This window comes from Stenotrophomonas sp. YJH_SMC_19 (assembly GCF_059367915.1).
Genome location: NZ_JCAFRI010000002.1, coordinates 396,048 through 415,547, shown reverse-complemented (window position 1 = coordinate 415,547; position 19,500 = coordinate 396,048). Strand labels below are relative to the sequence as shown.

The window sequence follows — 19,500 nt, the reverse complement described above, 5'->3', positions numbered from 1 at the left end:
CACGGTGGGGCGGCGTGCGCGTCGCCCTGCCAGCAAGGAGAAAGTGCATGAACATCGCGTCCCGTCTGCGCCTGTGTGCGCTTCCGTTCGCTGTTTCGCTGGCGCTGGCTGCCTGTGGCGGCTCGTCGGCTCCCTCTGATGCCAATACGCCTGCCGAGTCGCCCCCAGCAACGGCGGCCGCTGCGGAAACCGCGCTGCCGGCAGGCTGGCAGCGCGTGGCAGGAGCCGAAATGCCGGCCGTGCACGGCCAGAAGGCGGTGCTGCCGGCCAAGGTGCATTCCGATGATGGCGCCGATATCGAAGTGGCCGATACCAGTCGCATCATCGCCGGTGGCGACGACGTCATCGCGGTGATCGAAGCACTGGGGCTGGGCAAGCAGGTATTTGCCGCGCCGACCAACACCACCACCCAGGCCGGCCTGGCCGCGCCGCACCAGTTCCTGTTCAACCGCACCACTGGCGTGGAGGGCGTGCTGAGCCTGCAGGGCTCGCTGTTCCTCGGCAACAGCCTGCGCCGCCACACCGAACTGGCCAGGAAGCTGCGCGAGGTGGGCGAGCCGGCGGTGGTCATCGATGACCTGCAGCCGGCGCCGGACAAGGTGCGCAAGGTCGCCGCGGCACTAGGGCTGGCCGAGGCAGGGCAAGCACTGGCCACGCAGGTGCAGCGTCAGCTCGACGAGGCTGCAGCGATTGGCAAGGGCCTGGGCCATGCGCCACGACTGATCCACGTATCGGCCACCGGCGCTGGCGGCTCACCGACTGTTGCCGGTGCCGACAGCGCCTCGGCGCAGCTGATTGCGCTGGCTGGCGGCGTCAACATCGGCACCGAGGCGGGGGTGAAGAACTACTCGCAGCTGAGCAATGAAGGCGTGGTCGCCGCAGCGCCGGAGGTGATCCTGGTGACCGAGCATGACCTGCAGCTGTTCGGCGGTGCCGAGGGCTTGTGGAAGGCGTACCCGACGCTGAAGCAGACCCCGGCCGGGCAGGCCAATCGGGTCTGGGTGATGCCGGACGTGCAGCTGAAGTACACCAGTGTTGGTTCCGGTGCGGGCGCGCTGGCGCTGGCCAAGGCCCTGGCGGCGTTGCCGAAGGCATGAGTCCGGCGGATCGGCGCCGCCGTCGCGGGCGGACGATGTTGCTGGTGGCGTTGCTGGCACTGCTGGGTGCGGTGCTGGCCTCGTTCGCCGTGGGCCCGCTGCGGCTGCCGCCGCTGGAGGTGATGCAGGCGTTGGCGGTGAAGCTGGGGCTGCTCGATCCGCAGGCGGTCAGCAGTCGCGACCTCGCCGTGGTCTGGCAGCTGCGCATTCCGCGTGCCTTGCTGGGCGCGATGGTCGGTGCGTCGCTGGCGATGGCCGGTGCCAGCCTGCAGGGCCTGTTCGGCAATCCGCTGGCCGACCCCGGGATCGTCGGTGTCAGCCAGGGCGCTGCGCTGGGTGCGGTGGCTGCCATCGTGCTGGGGGCCGCCGGTGCGGCAGGCTGGCTGGTGCCAGTGGCCGCGTTCGTTGGCGGTGCGCTGGCGATCGGCCTGACCTATGCGCTGGCGCGGCCCGGGAAAGGCAGTGGCAATGCCACGCTGCTGCTGGTCGGCATCGCGATGGCCGCGTTCTGCTCGGCGCTGATCGGTTTCCTCACCTACATCGCCAGCGAAAGCGAACTGCAGTCGCTGGTGTTCTGGCAGATGGGCTCGCTAGCGCGTGCCAACTGGGCCGATGTGGCGGCGGTGGTGCCCCTGTTTGCGATCGGCGTGTTCGCGTTGCAGCGGTTGGCCACGCCATTGGACATGCTGGCGCTGGGCGAACGCCAGGCGCAGCACCTCGGGCTGGACGTGACCCGCACGCGGCGTCGCCTGGTGGCGTTCAGTGCGCTGCTGGTGGGCGCGGCGGTGGCCTTTGCCGGTTCGATCAGTTTCGTGGGCCTGGTGGTGCCGCACGTGGCACGCCTGCTGGTCGGCCCCGGGCATCGCTGGTTGCTGCCGTTGTCCGGCCTGCTCGGTGCGCTGCTGATCGTAGTGGCCGACACCGCGGCCCGCACGCTCGATCCGCCGGCGGAGATTCCGCTGGGCTTGTTCTCGGCCGCGCTGGGCGCGCCGTTCTTCCTCTGGCTGGTGCTGCAGCAGCGCCGCAAGGCGGCGCCATGAGCGTACTGCTGAAGCTGCACGAGGTGGTGGTGCGCCGCCAGCAGCGCGAGATCCTGCATGGCATCTCGCTGGCGTTCGAGCCGGGTACCGTGACTGCGCTGGTTGGCCCGAACGGCGCAGGCAAGTCCACGTTGCTGGCGGTAGCGGCCGGCGACCTGCGCGCCGATGCGGGCGAGGTGAGCCTGTTGGGCAAACCGCTGGCCAGCTACAAGGCCGGGCCGCTGGCGCGCGAGCGCGCGGTAATGCCGCAGGAGCACGGCGTTCGTTTCGCCTTCAGCGTAGAGGAGGTGGTGGCGATGGGCCGGTTGCCACACCCGCCGGACCCGGTCACGGACGAAGCCCGGGTGGAAGCGGCCATCGATGCCGCCGAACTGCAGGCGCTGCGCCTGCGCGAGGTGCAGCAGCTGTCCGGTGGCGAGTCCGCCCGCACCACGTTCGCGCGCGTGCTGGCGCAGGACACGCCGTTGCTGCTGCTCGATGAGCCGACCGCCGCGCTGGATCTGCGCCATCAGGAGCGCACGCTGCGCAGTGTGCGCGCCTGTGCCGAAGCCGGTGCGTGCGTGATCGTGGTGCTGCACGACCTCAATCTTGCCGCCGGCTATGCCGATCGCATCGTGCTGCTGGAGCAAGGCAGGGTGGCAGCCGATGGCACGCCGCTGCAGGTGCTGACCGAAGACAACCTGCAGCGGGTCTACCAGCAGGATGTGGTGGTGCTGGAGCACCCGCGGCGCGGCGTGCCGCTGGTGGTGGTGACCTGAGCGAGGGCCCGCCAGGTTGCTCCGGGTATCATGATTGCTTCGTTTTCTTCAATGGACTGATGCCATGTTCCGCACCGTTACCTGCAGCGTGCTGCTCGCCGCAATGATTGCTTCCGCTTGCGCTGCCAATGCGGCGTCGACCTCTCAGGTTTCGCTGACCGACGCGGCCGAGAACGCCTCGCTGATCGAGACCCGACATTCCAATAGCGACGGTGCCGCTGTGACGTCGATGAAGACGCAGTACTTCGCCAACGAGGAAATGTCGGTGAGCTGGGACGACCAGCAGGTGCTGGTGCTGTGCAGGGAGACGGCGTACCTGAAGATTCCTGCGACCAAGCTCAAGGTCGGTGCGTTGACCTCCGAACAGCGGCAGATGATCGTCTATCAGGCGCTGATGTCAGGCCTGGGGGCTGTCGCGGGCGTCATCGGGCCGGCCGGCGAGGTGGTGGCCGTGGCCGATGACGGCAGCGAGACCCGCAGCGTTGGCGAAAGCAGCTGGGCGTATGGTGTTGAGCGATACGAGGTGATCACCCAGCGGTTGCCGGACGGTGCACTTCGGGTCCGGACCCGCAAGACGGAAACCGTGAATACCGCGCCTCCGGCGGGCCTGGACGACATGTTCAGTACCGAGGACGATCAGGCGGCACGCCTGTCCGAGCTGGCGCCGGTGGGGAGCTGGACCGAAGTGCTGATCCACGGTGGCGCACGGCTGCCGCACATGGACCCGGCGACGTCGCTGAAGGGCTGGATCTCGATGGGCGACGACCAGGCGGCGACCGTGGGTGAGGCGCGCAAGCTGCACGACTGCAAGTAGGACATGGCAGGGGTCAGAGCCCTTTGCTTTGGGCAAAGGGATCCGACCCCGATGTCGTTCGGCCTCATCGTTCTATTAATGTGTGCAATATTCACTTGCGCGCCAGATTGGCAGGTCTAGAATGCGCCCCATGAACCGGATGCCGCTCCTGAAGTTTTTCACCCTGACCCGCGCAAGCGCGGAACGGGCGTGTCTGCCTGGAGCCCCACGAGGCCGTTGAAGCGGCCATCGCTGGACCTTCGACAGAGCGCCCTCCGGGGCGCTCTTTTTGTTTTTGTTTCTCATTAGTCGACTAACAGTCGACTCTACCCAGTCGACTCTACCCAGTCGACTCTACCCAGTCGACGCTACCTACTCGACTCTACCCAGTACTGCGAAGGAGAACGTGCCATGCACCAGATCGCCGAGACCGAACGCTAGCCGCGCACCCTGTCGCCAACCGGGGTGTGCGGCCCCTGAAGTTGGCTTTGCAGGAACCTCTTTATGAACACCCACGTCCTTTCCCGTCGTCGCAACCTTGGCATCATTGCCCACATCGACGCCGGCAAAACCACGCTGACCGAACGCCTGCTGTGGAAAAGCGGCGAGATCCACCGCGTCGGCGAAGTGCACGACGGCAATGCAACCACCGATTTCTCGGCGATCGAGCGCGAACGCGGCATCACCATCGGCGCTGCCGCCGTGCAGGCGCAGTGGGCGCCGCGTGACCTGCCGCCGCATCGGCTGACCCTGATCGACACCCCCGGCCACATCGACTTCGCCATCGAAGTCGAACGTTCACTGCGCGTGCTCGACGGTGCTGTGGCCGTGTTCTCGGCCGTCGACGGTGTGCAACCGCAGTCCGAGACGGTGTGGCGCCAGGCGCGCCGCCATCGCGTGCCGCTGATCGCTTTCGTCAACAAGATGGACCGCGTCGGCGCTTCGTTCGAGCGCGTGCTGGAGCAGTTGCAGGACAAGCTGCAGGCGCGACCGTGGACACTGGGCGTGCCGTTGGGCAGCGAAAGCGACTTCAATGGCTGGGTCGACCTGGTCGACGAGCGCGTGCTGCAGTGGCGCGACGGTGCGGCGACGGTCATCACCCCGTGGGACGACGCGGCACGCGCGCAGTGGCAGGTTCAGCGCGATGCGCTGGTCGAGGCCGTGGCCGATCATGACGAAGAACTGGCCGATGCCTGGCTGGAAGGTCGCGTGATCGATGCCGGGCAGCTGCGCGCGGCGATCCGCCGGGCGACGCTGGCGGGTGCGGGCGTGCCTGTGCTGGCCGGTGCTGCGTTCAAGGACAAGGGTATCGAGACACTGCTGGATGCGGTGGTCGATTACCTGCCGTCGCCGCTGGATCGCCCTGCCGTGACCGCCGAAAGCGAGAGCGGCGAGGTGGTGCTGCCGCCGGATCCGGACGGTCCGCTGGCGGGCCTGCTGTTCAAGATCACCCACCAGCAGCACGGCGCGCTGAGCTTCGTGCGGCTGTACTCGGGGACCTTGAAGGTGGGCGACGCGGTGGCCAGCTCGCAGCACCCACAGGGACGGCGTGTCAGCCGGCTGGTGCGGGTGCAGGCCGACCAGACCCACGACATCGAGCAGGCCGTGGCCGGTGACATTGTCGCGGTGCTGGGCTGGAAGGATGCGGTCAGTGGCGAAACGCTGAGCGGCCGTGCGCAGCCGCTGCGCTTGGAGAACATCCAGGCCCAGGCGCCGGTGCTGGCGTGGCGCCTGGAGCCGGCGCGTGCGGCCGAACTGATCAGGATGGCGCAGGGCCTGGCCAGCCTGGCCCAGGAAGACCCGTCGTTCCGCGTCGAAACCGATCGCGACACGGCGGAAACCCTGGTCTGGGGCATGGGCGAGCTGCACCTGGAGGTGATGGTCGAGCGCCTGCGCAGCGAATGGAAGGTGGACGTGGGCGTAGGTGCGCCGCGCGTGGCCTACCAGGAGACGCCGCTGCGTGCGATGACCGGCGTCGTCGGGCGACTGGTCAAGCAGACCGGTGGCCAGGGCCAGTTCGCGCACGTGGTGCTGGATGTGTCGCCGCGTGAGGACGACCAGGTGGTGTTCAACGACCGCATCGTCGGTGGCGTGGTGCCGCGCAGCTTCATCGCTGCGGTGGAGAAGGGTGTACGTGCCGCGCTGTCGGAAGGGCCGCAGGGTCATCCGGTGGTCGGCATCGAGGTCAGTCTTGTCGATGGCCAGACCCATGCCAAGGACTCTTCGGAGATGGCGTTCCATCGCGCGGGTGCCGAGGCGATCAAGGCCGCGCTGGCCGAAGGTGGCACGCAGCTGCTGGAACCGGTGATGGCGGTGACGGTGCATTCGCCGTCGGCGTCGGTGGGCGATGTGGTCGGCGACCTCAACCGGCGCCACGGTCGCATCGCCCGCATCGAGGGCCAGGACGGTCGCGCTGAGGTCAGCGGTTTTGCGCCATTGGCGCAGCTGGTGGGTTACACCACGTCGCTGCGTTCGCTCAGCCAGGGGCGGGCGAGTAGCGAGGCGCACCTGCACGGCTACGAGCCGGTACGCGCTGCATGAGGAAAGGTGGGGAGCCCGTTCGCGGGCTCCCCTTTTTGTGTTCGGGGCGCGCATCCACGCATGGCGTGGATCTACCGGGCGATCGGGTCGCGAGCTCTGCAGTAGATCCACTCCATGCGGGGATGGGGCCCTCGGGATGCGATTTTTTGCATTGCATCGCAACAAAACTGCAGAAAAGGCTGGATTAAAGTGATGCCTCACGATAAATTGCGCACCCCCCGTTGCTCGCCGCCGCCCGCACCCTTCTCATGCGTGATGACAAAGACCCCGGAACCCTGGAGCTGACCCTGCCGCGAAAGCGCGGCCGTCCGCCCAAGTTCGGGTACGCCATGAGTGACGCGCAACGGGCCGCGCGCTACCGCGCGCGCCGGGCAGGGCAGGCCAACCACGCGGATGTGCGCTCCTGTTCGGACATGGTGCTGCTGGACAAGATCCGCGCAGCGGTCAGCGCGCGTGACACCGAACTGGCCGGTTTCCTGGTCCATGTGCTCTGGCAGCGGTACCCCCTGCAGCTGAAATAGGCCGACGATGGGGTGGCCGTTGTCATCGAGCTTGTTGATAATGCGGGATTCAGGTTGTTCCCGCTGGCGCGCCCGGGATGGCAGGCGCGCATGATCGAACGGTTCCCAAGATGACCACCACCAGCGACACCACCACCGAAGCGGCGCCGAGCAACGCCCCCCTGTTCTACACCCGTCCGGTGCCGCTGCAGGCCGATGTGCACGCCGACCTGCGCATCCTGCCGGGCAGGCTCGAGTTTGCCGCGGGCAACAACGCCATTCCGCTGGTGCTCGGCGAGTTCTCGCTGGCGCTGCACCACTTCCCGATCCTCTTCGCTGGCCCGACCGCAGTGCCGATGGCTGCCGTTGGCGTATCCGACCAGAACCTGTTCATCAAGGATGGCCTGTGGGAAGACGAGGCCTATATCCCGGCCTACCTGCGTCGCCACCCCTTCATCTTCATCGACACCGGCTCGGACAATGATTTCCTGCTGGGCATCGACGAAGAGAGCTCGCGCGTGGTCAAGGGCGGTGACGAAGGCCAGCCGCTGTTCGTCGATGGCAAGGCCACCGACATGGTGCAGCAGGCGCTGGAGTTCTGTGGCCAGTTCACCCGTGAGCACGAACAGACCCAGGCTTTCTCCAAGGCCCTGATCGACAACGGCCTGTTGGTCGAGCGCAACGCCACCGTGCGTACCCCGGATGGCCGTGAGTTCAACCTCAATGGTTTCCAGGTCGTCGACGTCGAGAAGTTCGTCGCGCTGCCGGAAGCCACTGTGGTCGAGTGGCATCGCAGTGGTTGGCTGGCGCTGATCCACCAGCACCTGATGTCGCTGGGTCGCTTCAACGACCTGACCCGTCGCCAGGTCGAGCGTCTGGCGGCCTGATCAGGCCCCGGGCATGGCTTCCGCAGCGCGGGAGCCATGCCATTGCTGAAGGACGCGCAACAGGCGTCGCGCATCGGCCCAGTCGGGTGTGGCGTCGCGACCCAGCTCCCACAGGTCGCCCGCCGTGTCCGCCTCTACGGCAGCTCCGTATATCTGCAGGGCCCCCTGAAGCCGGTGCGCGTGATGGCATAGGTCAGTGGCACTGGCGTCATCGATGGCCTGTTCGATCCGCAGCAGCTCGTGGCCGATGTCCGTGATGTAGGCGGCGTCGCCTGCGGCTGTGCCCATTGCGATGGCCTGTCCGGTCGCCGGCAGCTCCAGCGCCCGCAGCAGTGACTCAAGCTGTAGTGGCTTGGTCAGGGTGGCGTCGAACCCTGCTTTCCGGCAGCGCGCCACATGCCGACGATCACGGCGTGCCGACAGCGCGATCAGTCGCAGTGGGGCACGCGCCTGCCTGCGCAACTGCATGGCCAGCGCATAGCCATCCATGTCCCCGAGCCCGATGTCGAGCAGGATCACGCTGCGCGGTCTCACGGCCTGCTCGGCAAGCGCGCTGGCGGCGTCGCCAGACGCGTGTACATCGGCACCCAGGCGGCGCAGCTGCTCGCTGATGACCCGGCGATTGAGGGCGTGGTCCTCCACCAGCAGCAGCTCAACCCCGCCCAGCGGCGTTCCCGCGCCGGCGCTGGCGGTTGACGTGACCTTGGCCTTGGCGGGGCGTACCGGCAGGCGCAGGGTGAAGCGACTGCCGCGCCCGGGGACGCTGTGTACTGACAGGTTGCCGCCCATTGCGCGGGCAAGCGCATGCGCGATCATCAGTCCCAATCCGCTGCCTCCGCGCTCCTTGCCGTCTCCGCCCTGCTGGAATGGCTGGAACAGCACGGTGAGTTGCTCTGCAGTGATGCCGATTCCGCTGTCGATCACATCCAGCATGAGCTCACGAGGGTGGTTGCCTGGCGTCAGTTGAAGGCGCAGCTCGATGCCGCCGACGTCGGTGAACTTGAGTGCGTTTCCCAGCAGGTTGTCGATGATCTGGCGCAGTCCTTCCGGATCGATGGCGACAATGGGGCAGGGCTCGGGGAGGCAGTCGAAGCGAAGCGCCAGCCCGCGCTGCCGAGCCTGGGGACGAATTGCATCCAGCGATTGGCGGCAGAGTCGTGCAATGTCGCAAGGTTCTACGTGCGGCTTGAAGGTGCCGCTGGCCAGGCGTGAGAACTCCAGCGAGCGGTTGAGCAGGTTGCGCAGCGAGGAGCCCGCGGCATGTGCAGCCGCCAGCGCTTCTCGCTGCCCCATGGGCGCCGACGGCTGGCTGAGCAGGTCGATCGAGGCAAGGACTGCCTGGGCCGAATTGCGCACCTCGTGGCTCAACATGCCAATCGCGCGGGCGCGGGCACGGCCTTCAGCACGCAGGCGCCTGTGCCAGGCATGCCACAGGAACGGGGCGACTGCCAATGCGGCAGCCAGGGCCGGCAGCCACTGCGGGGGCAGCTGACGCATCCAGTCCAGGACGTGCTCCAGCGAGGCGGGGGCCGCCTGTTGGGCCCATAGCTGCAACAGGCCGGCATGTTCCTCCAGCGTAATGTCGTGCAATGCCCGCTCGATGCGCTCCAGCAGCTGGCGATCTTCGTGGCGCGCAAGCAGGTGCAGGTCGGTGGAGAAATCGCTGTCGAAAGGCTGCAGGTGCAAGTGCCCGGCGAAATGCCGACGGATCAGGGGCCGCAGGGTCGTTTCCAGGCCGATTGCCAGATCGGCGGTGCCGTTTTCAACAGCTGCCAGCGTGGCGTGCCGATCGGCCAGGTGTAGCAGGCGGACGTGCGGATGGCGCGCGGCCAGCCATCCCGCATACGGCCCCCCTTCGAGCACGGCCAGGACCTGGTGGTCCAGTTCCGTGATATCGCGTGGCAGGCGTTCGCCGCTGCGGCCGGCGAGCATCGTCTTGCCACCGCGGAACGTGCTGGATGCCACCAGGCCGGGGCAGGGTGGCTGCAGGTGGTTGCCAATCACCAGTACCAGATCCGCTTCGCGTCTGCAGACGGCAGCCACCGATGCGCCGGTGCTGGGATGCTGGTGCTCCTGGAACTGCAGCTGCGAACGCCGTGCAACCAGATTGGCGTAGCCATGGGCCAGGCTTGGCAACGTCGTGCCGCCAGCGAGTGCAGCGGGTACCGGGTGCAGCGACGGCGTGGTCGCCACCCGGACTTCGCGCCCCGGCCCCCATTCAAGTGATGACGCATCCTCGGCCGACGCGGCGGGAAGCAGGATGAGCGCCAACAGCAGGAGGGTGGATGTACGCATTCGATCGCGCATCTTCACGGTGATTCCAGCTGCTGCCGCATGGCGTAGATCTCGGCATCGTTGCGCAGCCTGAGCTTGCGCAGGGCCGCAACCTTCTGTGTGCTGACGGTCTTGATGCTGCGATGGCGGCGGAGCGCGATTTCCGAAACGGTCAGGCCCGCCAGCAGGAGCTCCAGTACTTCGCGCTCGTTGCGGCTGAGCTCTTCGCAGTCTCCCGGCAGCGTGCAGTCGGGTGGCAGTCGCGGAAGGCCCTGCGATACCCGCACGATCGCGTCCGCGAGCATCGGCAGTGGTTCGGCCTTGCTGACCACGCCGCTGACACCCGTGGCGATGAGCTGGTTGATGTGGATCGAGGGTGAAAGGGTCGCAAAAGCGAGCAGGGTGACGCGAGGAAAGTGCTCGCGCAGCAGCGGGGTCAGCTCGGACGCGCTGCGATCGTCGCGGGCCAGGGTCAGATCGATGATCGCGACATCCACCCGCATCTGCTGGAGGCTGTCGATGAGTTCGTCGCTGCGGGCGTGGCTGGCGACGATACGGAAGCGGGCGTCGCGGGAGAGGTGCAGGGCAGTGCCGCGACGGACGACTTCGTGGTCGTCCAGTAGTGCCAGTCGCAGCGGGCGCGGGGCAGGAGGTCCATTCATGCGCAGGGAGGTGATCGGCGCCCATGGGGCGTGATGACCATTCTGGCGCTGCTGTCGCGGCGAACATCGAAAATGCTTGATTTTTGCGATTATTCCTAAGAATCGATGCGCTTTATCCATCGATTCGGGGCTATCCATTGGCGGGATGGATTGCCAGGGCGGAAACAAGCCGTTTCCGCAAGCGTGATGGCGCTTGGCGTGGATGTCATCGGGAAGCTTCCGGTGCGGCATGCCACCGATCCGCACCGGCCGGGATCGACTTCAGGGCGTTCGCCCCTCGTCGCGCAGGCTGCGTGCCATCTCGCTGGTTCCCGCCCAGCCAAGGTCGGCGTACAGCGGCTTCCCTTGCGCGGTGGCATGCAGGACCGCGTAGGTGGCGCCACGCTCGGCGAAGGCGTGGTCTGCCAGGACCATCAGCTTCCGGGCGATGCCCCGGCGGCGGTACTCCGGTTCCACATACACGTTGAGGACGTAGCCGCGGCAGCCCTGTTCCGGATGGGCAGGGTGGGGTGGCCAGTCGATCAGCATCAGGCCAATGCCGGCGATGGTTCTGCCCTGGTCTGCAAGAACATGGCCGAAGTACTCGCCCGAGGCCAGGCGCGGCGCCAGCCAGGCACGGAAAGGAGCCGCCATCGCCCGCAGGACCTCCTCGGTCCGCCCACTCTCGCGGAACATGGCTTCGCGGTGGGCACAGATCACATCCAGGTCGCTCGCACGGATCTGCCGCACTTCAAGCCCGTTCCATGTCGCTTCTGCGTGGCTGCCCATCGTGCTGATCCCCGGCTCAGGTCTGTCCGGGAATTCTGGCATCCTCTGCCGGGTGATGCATGACGCAGGGCGCAATCGGGTCGTTGTTGCCACGCACTACCGGATGGATTGCGGCACGCGCCGCAGCCGGCGGATGTCGTAGCCCATTTCGGCGATGCGCTGCACGGCTTTCTGGTAGTCGCCATCGGCCACCTGCGGCGTACGTGCCATGTACCAGACATAGTCGCGCTTGCTGCGCGCGACGATGGTCTGGCGGTAGTCGTCATCCAGCCAGGCGATGATGTACTCGGCCTGGATCGGCCAGATGAACTGCATGCCCCAGACCGCGCCATGACCTTCCTCTTCAACATGGCCGATGGGGTGCATCGACCTCTGCGGGGCATCGAAGCTGCCCTTGCGATAGGTGAAGGTGGTCTGGATGCGCCCATCGGGCTTCAAGGCATAGCTTTCCACTGCATCGTAGGCATCGCGTTCGGGCCAGGACGGGATATGGGCGATCACGTACCAGTCGCCCATGAAGCGTGGCACATCCACCGAAGGCGCCTGCGGAAGTGGCCGGGTATCGCTGGAGGAGCAGCCTGAGCCGAACAGGCCGACCGCGATCAGCGGAAGCAGCGTGAACATGCGCATGTCACACCTCAGCGGGGACGGAACAGGTAGTGGGCCACCAGCCATTGCTGGCCGTCGTCGTAGCCGAACAGTTCGGCACACGCCATCCAGAACATCCGCCAGCGCTGCCACCAGATCTTCGCCGCTGCCTGGCCGTAGGTGGCGACCAGCACCGGCATCACTCTCTCGCGGGCTGCATCCTGGTTGGCCAGCCAATGCTCGGCAGTGCGCTGGTAGTGGGTGCCCTCCAGCAGCCAGCGTTGATCGAGCCGCAGGTCGTGCTGGAAATGCAGCAGCGTGTCGGCCGCCGGCATCAGGCCGCCGGTGAAGAAGTGGCGGCCCATCCAGTTGTCGCCCCCCTCGGCCTCGAACGGATACATCAGCGTGCGATGGGCGAAGATGTGCACGAACAACGCACCGTCCGGCTTCAGCCACTGCGCAATGCGCGCCAGCAGGCGCTCGTAGTTGCGCACGTGCTCGAACATCTCGACCGAAACGCAGCGATCAAACTGCGCCGAGGGCAACTCCAGCTGGTTCACGTCACGGGTGAGCACCTGCACGTTGTGCAGCCCGCGCGCCTTGCACTGGGCCATGATGTGCTGGCGCTGGCTGTGCGAGTTGGATACCGCGGTGATCGCTGCGTGCGGATAGCGCTCGGCCATCCATAGCGTCAGCGAGCCCCAGCCGCAGCCCAGCTCAAGAATCTGCTGGCCATCGGCCAGTCCGGCGCGCTGGCCGTACAGTTCCAGCATGGCGTCCTCCGCCTGGTCCAGCGTTTCGCGCCCGGTGGGGTAGTAGCAGCTGCTGTACTTCAGTCGCTTGCCCAGGCAGGCCTGGAAGAAGGCTGCCGGCACTTCATAGTGTTGGCGGTTGGCTGCGTCGGTATGCAACGCGAGCGGGCTGTCGGCCAGCTCGGCGATGCGCCGGCTGAATCGTGCCGATTGGCCTTCGATGCCACCCTCGCTTTCCTCATGCAGGCGCTGCGCGCACAAGCGGCGGATGCCCGCACGCAGCGCCGCATCGGGGACCAGCCCGCGTTCGGCCCAGGCGATCAGCCCGGTTTCCGCATCTTCGGCTGGGTTCAGTGACGGGATCGCGCTCATGCGGAATGCTCCTTGGAAGAACGGGGAAACCAGGGAAAGAACATCGGTGTACTGCGCTGGTAGGCGCGATAGTCGTCGCCGCGGCTGCGCAGCGCCTGCTTCTCGGTGAATGGAATGCCGCTCAGATAGCGCAGGAACACGTACATCAGCAGCGGGCCGGCCCAGGCCAGCCACCACAGTGGCGAGCCGACCGCGAGCAGGACATAAGTGAACCAGTGCAGCCACTCGAAGAAGTAGTTGGGGTGGCGGGAATAGCGCCAGAGTCCGACGCGGCAGGTGCGGCCCCTGTTCGCCGGGTCGGCGCGGAAACGCGCCAGCTGGCGGTCGGCCAGGCTTTCGCCGCCGACGCTCAGCAGCCAGACCAGCGCTGCGGCCACCACCCACAGGGTCAGGCCGGCCCGAGGATTGGCAGCCACCGCCACGAAGGGCAGGGCGAACAGGACGATCAGCAGCGCCTGCGCCATGAAGAAGCCGAAGATCTTGCCCTGGTGGCCGTGCCAGTATTGGCGCAGGTAGCGGTAGCGTCCGTCCTCTTCTTCGTGACGGACCCGGTGCCACAGATGCAGGGCGAGTCGACTGCCCCACAGGCCGCCGAGCACGCCCAGCGCGATCCGCGGCATCACCGCACCGTCGCCCAGCAGCGCCAGCAACAGCGCCGAGGCGCCCACGCCCTTTGCCCAGAGCACATCGACCACGCCGATGTTGTGGTGGCGGCGCTGCCAGGCCCAGCCCCAGCTCATCACCAGTACGGCGTACAGCAGGACCCACATCAGATTGATCATGACGACGCTCCTGCGAAGGGCGGCTGCGGGATGTGCATGCCGCGACGGGCGGTCCGGCACAGCAGGGAAAGCGCAATGCTCCAGCCCGCGCCCAGCACCAGCAGTCCTGGCCATACAGGATCCGCGAACCGCACTGCGTCGAAACCGCGTGCGGCAGACAGATAGGCCAGAGGTGCCAGCAGCAGGCCGAACAGGGCCGGTAGGGCCGGGTGGTGCTGCAGGAAGCGCATCGACGTGGTCAGCGTCATCGCGAACGCCGCCCACAACGCCATGATCCACGGCGGTGGCGCCCAACCCAGTGGGGCCGCCGCGTAGCGCACCGTGCCGCTGGCGGCGGCACTGGCGTCGACCAGCCATGCGCAGGCCAGTGCCAACAGCAACAGCCGCAGATCCAGCCGGGGGCGCGGTGAGGTCAGCAGCTGGCTGCCGATGTAGAGCGACGCGGCCAGTAGCGCGGGCCACTGCCAGCCGCGGCCCGCGCCGGCCACGGCACACAGCCAGACCAGCTGGTTGCCGAGCAGATTGGCCCAGAAGCGATGCATGTCAGTGGCTGTCGGTCGCAGCGAAAATGGGCCGGTGGTCCGGACGGGCCAGCAGCAGATGCGAGACGCCGATCGAACGTTCCAGGAAGCCACCTTCGCAATAGGCCAGGTAGAATTCCCACAGTCGGCAGAAGCGCGCGTCAAAGCCCTGCGCCTGCACTGCCGGCAGCTGGGCCAGGAAGCGTTGGCGCCAGGCGCGAAGGGTCAATGCGTAGGAGTGGCCGAAATCCTGCTGGGCGATCAGCTGCAGGTCGCTGGATCGGCTCTTGGCGGCCATGATCGCGTTGATCGATGGGATGAAGCTGCCCGGGAACACATAGCGCTTGATGTAATCGACGCTGCGCCGGGCCTGTTCGTAGCGGTGGTCCTCGATGGTGATGGCCTGCAGCAGGGCAACGCCATCAGGCTTGAGCAGGCGCTGCAGCGTGGCCATGTAGGTGTCCAGGTATTCGGCGCCGATCGCTTCGATCATCTCGATCGACACCAGCTTGTCGAACTGGCCCTGCAGGTCGCGGTAGTCCTGCATCAGCAGCGTGACCTGGTCCTGCAGGCCCGCCTCCCGTACGCGCCGGGCGGCCAGCGCATGCTGTTCTGCAGAGATGGTGGTGGTCGTGACATGGCAGCCATAGTGCCGGGCGGCATGGACCGCGAAACCACCCCAGCCGGTGCCGATTTCCACCACGTGGTCGCCGGGTTTGAGCTGCAACTGCTGGCAGATGCGGTCCAGCTTGCGCCGCGAGGCCGATTCGAGTGGTTCGGACTCACTGGCGAACAACGCCGACGAGTACATCAGGTCCGGCGACAGGAACAGGGCAAAGAAATCGTTGCCCAGGTCATAGTGCGCGGCGATGTTGCGGCGGCTGCCCTCACGGCTGTTGCGGCGCAGGCGGTTCCAGCCCCGCAGCAGCCAGCCACCCACGCGGGCCGGGCCACGCTCCATGCCGTCCAGCAGGTCGCGATTGCGTACCAGCAGCCGGATCAGTGCCACCAGATCATCACAGTGCCATTCGCCCTGGATGTAGCTCTCGCCAGCGCCGACGCTGCCCTGCGCAGCGACCTTCCGGTAGAACGCGGGGTCATCGATGGTCACCGTTACCTGCAGCCCTGCGTGGGCGTTGCCCAGCCGGACCTCGCCAAGGGCATCGCGCACGCACAGGTGGCCATCGCGCAGCGGGGCAAGCTGTGCCAGCAGGCGACGGCGCAGGAAGGCATCCAACGCACCAGGGCGCGGCAGGGTGACCGAAGGTATGATCGAGTTCATCGCGGTTTTCCGGCAAGGCTGGGGTGGTCGTGCACGGGGTTGCGCTTCAGCCATAGCCGCAGCGCGTGCCAGTGGATGGCAGCCACCACCTGGGTGGTCATCAGTGGGTAGCCGGCGAGGACCCGCGCCAGCCCGAGGCCATCCAGGGGCCGGCGGTGCATCGTCTGGGTGGCATCGAACTGCCGGATGCCGTCGCGCCAGACCTGCATGTGCACGCGCAGGTCCTCATCGGGGCTGCTGAAGCGCCAGTCGTAGCGGCAGTCCATCGGCATGAACGGCGAGACGTGGAAGCATTTGTCGAACTGCCACCGCAGTGATGCGCCTTCGTTCGTGGCCGTAGCGACCGGCAGCACATAGGCGTGCCGTTCCTTCCAGGGAGTATTGGTGATCTCGGCCACGATGCAGTCCAGCGTGTTGCCGTCGGCCTGGTAGCAGTAGTAGAAGCTGACCGGGTTGAACACATGCCCGGCAAAGCGAAGGTGGGTGAGCAGGCGCACCGGCCCGGAAGGTCGATGACCGAGCGTCTTCGCGGCATGGTCGCGCACGGCATCGCCCAAAGGCTGTGCGGGATCGCCGAAATAGTCGCTGCGCCGGAACTCGGCAAGATTGCGGCGATTGACCGACCACAGCCAGCGCCCAGCAAACACGGTCTCCAGTTCATCCAGGTCGAGCAGCAGTTGTGCAACCGGGTAACGGAACGCATGCGGATGCGGATGATGCCGGCGATGCACCACCTGCCCGAAATAGAGGGCGCTGGCGCTCATGCCGCCACCTCGCCCGGTAGCGACACCTCGCGGTGCGATGCGCAGGCCTGCAGCGCATCCACCACGCGGCGGGCGCTGCGGATGCCATCCTCATGGAAGCCCCAGCCCCAGTAGGCCCCTGCGAACCAGGTGTGGCGATGGCCCTGCAGCTCTGCCCAGCGCTGTTGGGCGCGGACCGCGGCGTGATCGTGCACCGGATGGGCATAGTGCAGCGTGCGCAGCACCCTGGCCGGATCGATGGCCCCGCTGCGATTGAGGGTGACGACCAGCGGCGTGTTGCCGGGCAGGCCTTGCAGCAGGTTCATGCAGTAGCTGACCGTGCAGGGCGCGGCTGGATCCTGCGGGACATGCGCGTTCCAGGCCGCCCAGGCCTTGCGGTTGCGGGGCAGCAAGGACGCATCCGTGTGCAGTACCGCCTCGTTGGATTGGTAGCGGATGGCACCCAGTACCTCGCGCTCGACCGGGTCGGCATCACCCAGCAGGGCCAGCGCCTGATCGCTATGGCAGGCCAGGATGACTTCGTCGAAGGCCTCGACGCCGGCGGCGCTGTGCACGCGTGCACCCCCGGGGATGCGCTCCACCCGCTGGACCGGGCACTGCAGGCGCTCATGCACCCGCCAGCGGCGGCGCAGTGCATCCACGTAACGGGCCGACCCGCCGGTAACGACCCGCCAGGACGACCGTCCGGTCATCTGCAGCATCTGGTGGTTGGCCATGAACTGGGCCAGATAGCGCGCGGGGAAGTCCCGCACGGTGGCGGTGGGCGACGACCATAGCGCCGAGGCCATCGGCAGCAGGTGCTCTTCAATGAAGGCCTCGCCATAGCGTTGGGTGCGCAGATACTCGCCCAGCGTCGGGCCTTCCTCTTCGGCGAGCAAAAGCGGCGCATCCCGGTAGAACCGGCGCAGATCGGCCAGCATGCCCCAGAAGCGCGCCGACACCAGGTTGCGCCGCTGGCAGAACAGGCCATCCAGCGAAGTGGCGTTGTACTCCACGCCGCTGCGCTCGCTGTGCATGGAGAAGCTCATCGTGGTCGGCTGCGAGGCAACCCCCAGCTCATCGAACAGTGCCGTCAGCAGCGGGTAGTGCCGGGGATTGAAGACGATGAAGCCGGTGTCCACGGCCATGCGTATGCCTTCCACCTGCACCTCGTGGGTGTGGGTGTGCCCGCCCAGGTAGTCGCTTGCCTCGAACAGCGTCACGTCGTGCCGTTCCTGCAGCCACCAGGCGCTGGCCAGACCTGAGATGCCTGAACCGATGATGGCGATGCGCATGTCAGTACCTCGCCTTGGCCAGCACCCATTCGGGGATGGGCTTGAGGCCTTTGACCAGACCCAGCGCCGCCATCGCGCGCAGTCCGTACCAGGTCAGGTCAATCTCCCACCAACGGAAGCCCTGGCGCACGGTGCCTGGGAAGAAATGGTGGTTGTTGTGCCAGCCCTCCCCGAAGGTGAGCAGCGCCAGCCAGAGGTTGTTGCGGCTGTCATCGCGGGTCTCGAAGCGTCGACGGCCGAAGCGGTGGGCCAGCGAGTTGATGGTGACGGTGGCATGGAACAGCACGATGGTGGAAATGAAGAATCCCCACACCAGCAACTGGGGGCCGGAAGTGTGCAAGCCTGGCGCCCAGCGCTCCAGTGCTGCACCCAATGCATACAATCCGATGGCCAGCAGCACGGGAATGGCGGTATCGAAACGGTCCAGCCAGCGCAGTTCCGGGAAGCGCGCCAGGTCAGGCACCCGCGACAGGTCGGTGGCGAAGGCTTCGCGGGTCAGGAACCAACCCATGTGGCTGCGCCAGAAGCCGCCTTCGCGCGGCGAATGCGGGTCCAGCGGCTGGTCGGCGTGGCGGTGATGGTGGCGATGGTGGGCAGCCCACCACAGCGGACCGCGCTGTACGCTGGAGGCGCCGATCACCGCGAACACGAATTGTACCGCGCGCGGTGCCTGGAAGGTGCGATGCGAGAAGTAGCGGTGATAGAAGGCGGTGATGGCGAACATGCGCACTGCGTAAAGCGCCGCGGCCACGACCACCGCCGTCCACGACACGCCCACCCAGATCACCGCGATGCACGCCAGGTGCATCAGTGCGAACGGCACCGCACGCAGCCAATCGATGCGGCCCGGCGGTTCCGTGCCGGCGTCCGCGGCATTGCCGGTATCGACCCAGCGCTGCAGCGTGCGCAGCAGGCGCCAGCGTCGATGGGGGAGGGGCGATACAGAGGCCATGGCGGATCTCGGCGGGTGTCGTGTCTTCCTGTACGCAGCAGAATGCGTAATGGATGCGACGTGTTGCAGTGAATGTCGGCTTCACGTGTTCGTGACGGGGCAGCGGTCGACCAGCGGCTGCGCCCATGCCTGCTGCCACTCAGGCGTGGGGCGTTGCGCGGGTGGCGAGCCAAAGCGCACCGTCACCTGCGGATAGATGCCCCGCGCATCGCGCAGGTTGCTGGTGCCGTTGAATTCCAGCAGGCGCCGGTCGGCGCTGGCATAGACCAGCGACAGGCGGGGCGCGATGCCGCCATACCAGGTGTCGAGGCTGACCTCGAACGACTGGGCGTCGATGCCTTGCCAGCGCAGGGTGCCGGTATGCCGCACCTGCACCGGGAAGTAGCGCTGTCGCCCAGGCACCAGGAACGGCAGCGAGAGGCGCTCGCCCTTCATCAGCGCCGCCCAGTGCAGGCGGACCGCCGCATCGAATCCCGCATCGATCACCGCGTCCTGCGGCAGATCGAGCCTGCGCTGCCGGAGCGGACTGGCGGCATCCTCCTTCCAGGCCACCGATACTGCGCCGCTGACGGCCTCGATCTCGGCTGTCTGGCCACTGCGCCGGTCCTCCAGTGAATAGCCGCGTGCCTGCGGACGGGTGCTGGCCGGCAGGTGCTTGCGGGCGAACGGCTGGCCGCCGGGGCACTGGTACAGCACCCAGCGTTCGGCACCCTCGCTCGCATCGCGGCGCCAGTGCACTTCACGGTAGAGGACCCGGCCCTGCGGGGAGGTGGCTATGCCCTCGCTCCGCAGCATGGGGGCCGCCAGCGCGGCATGGGGCAGGCACAACAACAGCCAGGCGATGCGCATGGCATTCATCCGTAAGGGCGGGTCCAGGTCGTACGGCAGGCGGG

The 19,500-nt window shown here is 67.1% G+C and carries 19 protein-coding genes; 7 read left to right on the top strand and 12 right to left on the bottom strand.

All coding sequences use genetic code 11. The features are described from left to right. Window positions 1–47 precede the first annotated feature (47 nt). From AC5P5R_RS04510 to AC5P5R_RS04480, 7 genes are all read left to right on the top strand, one after another. The gene (locus tag AC5P5R_RS04510; protein WP_065183790.1) at window positions 48–1,097 is read left to right on the top strand and encodes a heme/hemin ABC transporter substrate-binding protein; all 1,050 of its coding nucleotides are present in this window, start codon (window positions 48–50) and stop codon (window positions 1,095–1,097) included. Beyond that, a complete protein-coding gene (locus AC5P5R_RS04505; protein WP_012480148.1) occupies window positions 1,094–2,137 on the top strand; it encodes a FecCD family ABC transporter permease in 1,044 nt (347 codons plus the stop codon). Before AC5P5R_RS04510 ends, AC5P5R_RS04505 begins: the two co-directional genes overlap by 4 nt. After that, window positions 2,134–2,895, top strand: a complete 762-nt coding sequence (locus AC5P5R_RS04500) for a heme ABC transporter ATP-binding protein (protein WP_087803521.1) — start codon at window positions 2,134–2,136, stop codon at window positions 2,893–2,895. Before AC5P5R_RS04505 ends, AC5P5R_RS04500 begins: the two co-directional genes overlap by 4 nt. Before the next feature lie 64 nt (window positions 2,896–2,959). Beyond that, window positions 2,960–3,709 (top strand): hypothetical protein, encoded by a 750-nt coding sequence (locus tag AC5P5R_RS04495; RefSeq protein ID WP_100438520.1) that lies wholly within the window; start codon window positions 2,960–2,962, stop codon window positions 3,707–3,709. Window positions 3,710–4,192: 483 nt separating this feature from the next. Then, on the top strand, window positions 4,193–6,229 hold the full coding sequence (gene fusA / locus AC5P5R_RS04490; RefSeq protein ID WP_495226322.1) for an elongation factor G: 2,037 nt from the start codon (window positions 4,193–4,195) through the stop codon (window positions 6,227–6,229). A 248-nt stretch (window positions 6,230–6,477) separates the two neighbouring features. After that, on the top strand, window positions 6,478–6,750 hold the full coding sequence (locus AC5P5R_RS04485) for a hypothetical protein (protein ID WP_005409616.1): 273 nt from the start codon (window positions 6,478–6,480) through the stop codon (window positions 6,748–6,750). A gap of 110 nt (window positions 6,751–6,860) precedes the next feature. Next, a complete protein-coding gene (locus AC5P5R_RS04480) occupies window positions 6,861–7,616 on the top strand; it encodes a SapC family protein (protein ID WP_012480151.1) in 756 nt (251 codons plus the stop codon). Here the strand turns inward: AC5P5R_RS04480 and AC5P5R_RS04475 are convergent, their stop codons facing one another. The 12 genes from AC5P5R_RS04475 to AC5P5R_RS04420 all read right to left on the bottom strand — a co-directional run bounded on the left by AC5P5R_RS04475 (window position 7,617) and on the right by AC5P5R_RS04420 (window position 19,456). After that, window positions 7,617–9,923 (bottom strand): ATP-binding protein, encoded by a 2,307-nt coding sequence (locus AC5P5R_RS04475; RefSeq protein ID WP_012480152.1) that lies wholly within the window; start codon window positions 9,921–9,923, stop codon window positions 7,617–7,619. Window positions 9,924–9,925: 2 nt separating this feature from the next. Continuing rightward, window positions 9,926–10,783 carry a LuxR C-terminal-related transcriptional regulator gene (locus tag AC5P5R_RS04470; RefSeq protein ID WP_224119204.1) on the bottom strand — a complete coding sequence of 286 codons (858 nt, stop codon included), beginning with the start codon at window positions 10,781–10,783 and terminating at the stop codon, window positions 9,926–9,928. A gap of 30 nt (window positions 10,784–10,813) precedes the next feature. Beyond that, window positions 10,814–11,320 (bottom strand): GNAT family N-acetyltransferase, encoded by a 507-nt coding sequence (locus AC5P5R_RS04465; protein ID WP_043033545.1) that lies wholly within the window; start codon window positions 11,318–11,320, stop codon window positions 10,814–10,816. A gap of 96 nt (window positions 11,321–11,416) precedes the next feature. Further along, a complete protein-coding gene (locus AC5P5R_RS04460) occupies window positions 11,417–11,950 on the bottom strand; it encodes a lipocalin family protein (RefSeq protein ID WP_099484205.1) in 534 nt (177 codons plus the stop codon). 8 nt (window positions 11,951–11,958) lie between these two features. Beyond that, window positions 11,959–13,032, bottom strand: a complete 1,074-nt coding sequence (locus AC5P5R_RS04455; protein WP_100438521.1) for an SAM-dependent methyltransferase — start codon at window positions 13,030–13,032, stop codon at window positions 11,959–11,961. Further along, window positions 13,029–13,814 carry a DUF1295 domain-containing protein gene (locus tag AC5P5R_RS04450; protein WP_100438522.1) on the bottom strand — a complete coding sequence of 262 codons (786 nt, stop codon included), beginning with the start codon at window positions 13,812–13,814 and terminating at the stop codon, window positions 13,029–13,031. Before AC5P5R_RS04450 ends, AC5P5R_RS04455 begins: the two co-directional genes overlap by 4 nt. Beyond that, window positions 13,811–14,356 carry a DUF2878 domain-containing protein gene (locus AC5P5R_RS04445; protein WP_024957374.1) on the bottom strand — a complete coding sequence of 182 codons (546 nt, stop codon included), beginning with the start codon at window positions 14,354–14,356 and terminating at the stop codon, window positions 13,811–13,813. Before AC5P5R_RS04445 ends, AC5P5R_RS04450 begins: the two co-directional genes overlap by 4 nt. Before the next feature lies 1 nt (window position 14,357). Further along, complete coding sequence (locus AC5P5R_RS04440) at window positions 14,358–15,617, bottom strand: SAM-dependent methyltransferase (RefSeq protein ID WP_100438523.1); 1,260 nt, start codon at window positions 15,615–15,617, stop codon at window positions 14,358–14,360. Further along, window positions 15,614–16,381 (bottom strand): DUF1365 domain-containing protein, encoded by a 768-nt coding sequence (locus AC5P5R_RS04435; RefSeq protein ID WP_099484200.1) that lies wholly within the window; start codon window positions 16,379–16,381, stop codon window positions 15,614–15,616. The genes AC5P5R_RS04440 and AC5P5R_RS04435 overlap by 4 nt, the downstream gene beginning before the upstream one ends. Next, entirely contained in the window at window positions 16,378–17,655 is a 1,278-nt protein-coding gene (locus tag AC5P5R_RS04430; protein ID WP_111722988.1) for an NAD(P)/FAD-dependent oxidoreductase, read from the bottom strand. Before AC5P5R_RS04430 ends, AC5P5R_RS04435 begins: the two co-directional genes overlap by 4 nt. A gap of 1 nt (window position 17,656) precedes the next feature. After that, window positions 17,657–18,607 carry an acyl-CoA desaturase gene (locus AC5P5R_RS04425; protein ID WP_099484198.1) on the bottom strand — a complete coding sequence of 317 codons (951 nt, stop codon included), beginning with the start codon at window positions 18,605–18,607 and terminating at the stop codon, window positions 17,657–17,659. 81 nt (window positions 18,608–18,688) lie between these two features. Beyond that, window positions 18,689–19,456 (bottom strand): hypothetical protein, encoded by a 768-nt coding sequence (locus AC5P5R_RS04420; RefSeq protein ID WP_099594719.1) that lies wholly within the window; start codon window positions 19,454–19,456, stop codon window positions 18,689–18,691. Window positions 19,457–19,500 lie beyond the last annotated feature (44 nt).

Coding starts and splice junctions, on each gene's coding strand:
- AC5P5R_RS04470 (WP_224119204.1), bottom strand. CDS start 10,783: ATGCCGCACCGGAAGCTTCCCGATGACATCCACGCCAAGCGCCATCAC.
- AC5P5R_RS04495 (WP_100438520.1), top strand. CDS start 2,960: ATGTTCCGCACCGTTACCTGCAGCGTGCTGCTCGCCGCAATGATTGCT.
- AC5P5R_RS04455 (WP_100438521.1), bottom strand. CDS start 13,032: ATGAGCGCGATCCCGTCACTGAACCCAGCCGAAGATGCGGAAACCGGG.
- AC5P5R_RS04480 (WP_012480151.1), top strand. CDS start 6,861: ATGACCACCACCAGCGACACCACCACCGAAGCGGCGCCGAGCAACGCC.
- AC5P5R_RS04460 (WP_099484205.1), bottom strand. CDS start 11,950: ATGCGCATGTTCACGCTGCTTCCGCTGATCGCGGTCGGCCTGTTCGGC.
- AC5P5R_RS04425 (WP_099484198.1), bottom strand. CDS start 18,607: ATGGCCTCTGTATCGCCCCTCCCCCATCGACGCTGGCGCCTGCTGCGC.
- AC5P5R_RS04430 (WP_111722988.1), bottom strand. CDS start 17,655: ATGCGCATCGCCATCATCGGTTCAGGCATCTCAGGTCTGGCCAGCGCC.
- AC5P5R_RS04420 (WP_099594719.1), bottom strand. CDS start 19,456: ATGCGCATCGCCTGGCTGTTGTTGTGCCTGCCCCATGCCGCGCTGGCG.
- AC5P5R_RS04465 (WP_043033545.1), bottom strand. CDS start 11,320: ATGGGCAGCCACGCAGAAGCGACATGGAACGGGCTTGAAGTGCGGCAG.
- AC5P5R_RS04505 (WP_012480148.1), top strand. CDS start 1,094: ATGAGTCCGGCGGATCGGCGCCGCCGTCGCGGGCGGACGATGTTGCTG.
- fusA (WP_495226322.1), top strand. CDS start 4,193: ATGAACACCCACGTCCTTTCCCGTCGTCGCAACCTTGGCATCATTGCC.
- AC5P5R_RS04475 (WP_012480152.1), bottom strand. CDS start 9,923: ATGCGCGATCGAATGCGTACATCCACCCTCCTGCTGTTGGCGCTCATC.
- AC5P5R_RS04500 (WP_087803521.1), top strand. CDS start 2,134: ATGAGCGTACTGCTGAAGCTGCACGAGGTGGTGGTGCGCCGCCAGCAG.
- AC5P5R_RS04445 (WP_024957374.1), bottom strand. CDS start 14,356: ATGCATCGCTTCTGGGCCAATCTGCTCGGCAACCAGCTGGTCTGGCTG.
- AC5P5R_RS04440 (WP_100438523.1), bottom strand. CDS start 15,617: ATGAACTCGATCATACCTTCGGTCACCCTGCCGCGCCCTGGTGCGTTG.
- AC5P5R_RS04450 (WP_100438522.1), bottom strand. CDS start 13,814: ATGATCAATCTGATGTGGGTCCTGCTGTACGCCGTACTGGTGATGAGC.
- AC5P5R_RS04510 (WP_065183790.1), top strand. CDS start 48: ATGAACATCGCGTCCCGTCTGCGCCTGTGTGCGCTTCCGTTCGCTGTT.
- AC5P5R_RS04485 (WP_005409616.1), top strand. CDS start 6,478: ATGCGTGATGACAAAGACCCCGGAACCCTGGAGCTGACCCTGCCGCGA.
- AC5P5R_RS04435 (WP_099484200.1), bottom strand. CDS start 16,381: ATGAGCGCCAGCGCCCTCTATTTCGGGCAGGTGGTGCATCGCCGGCAT.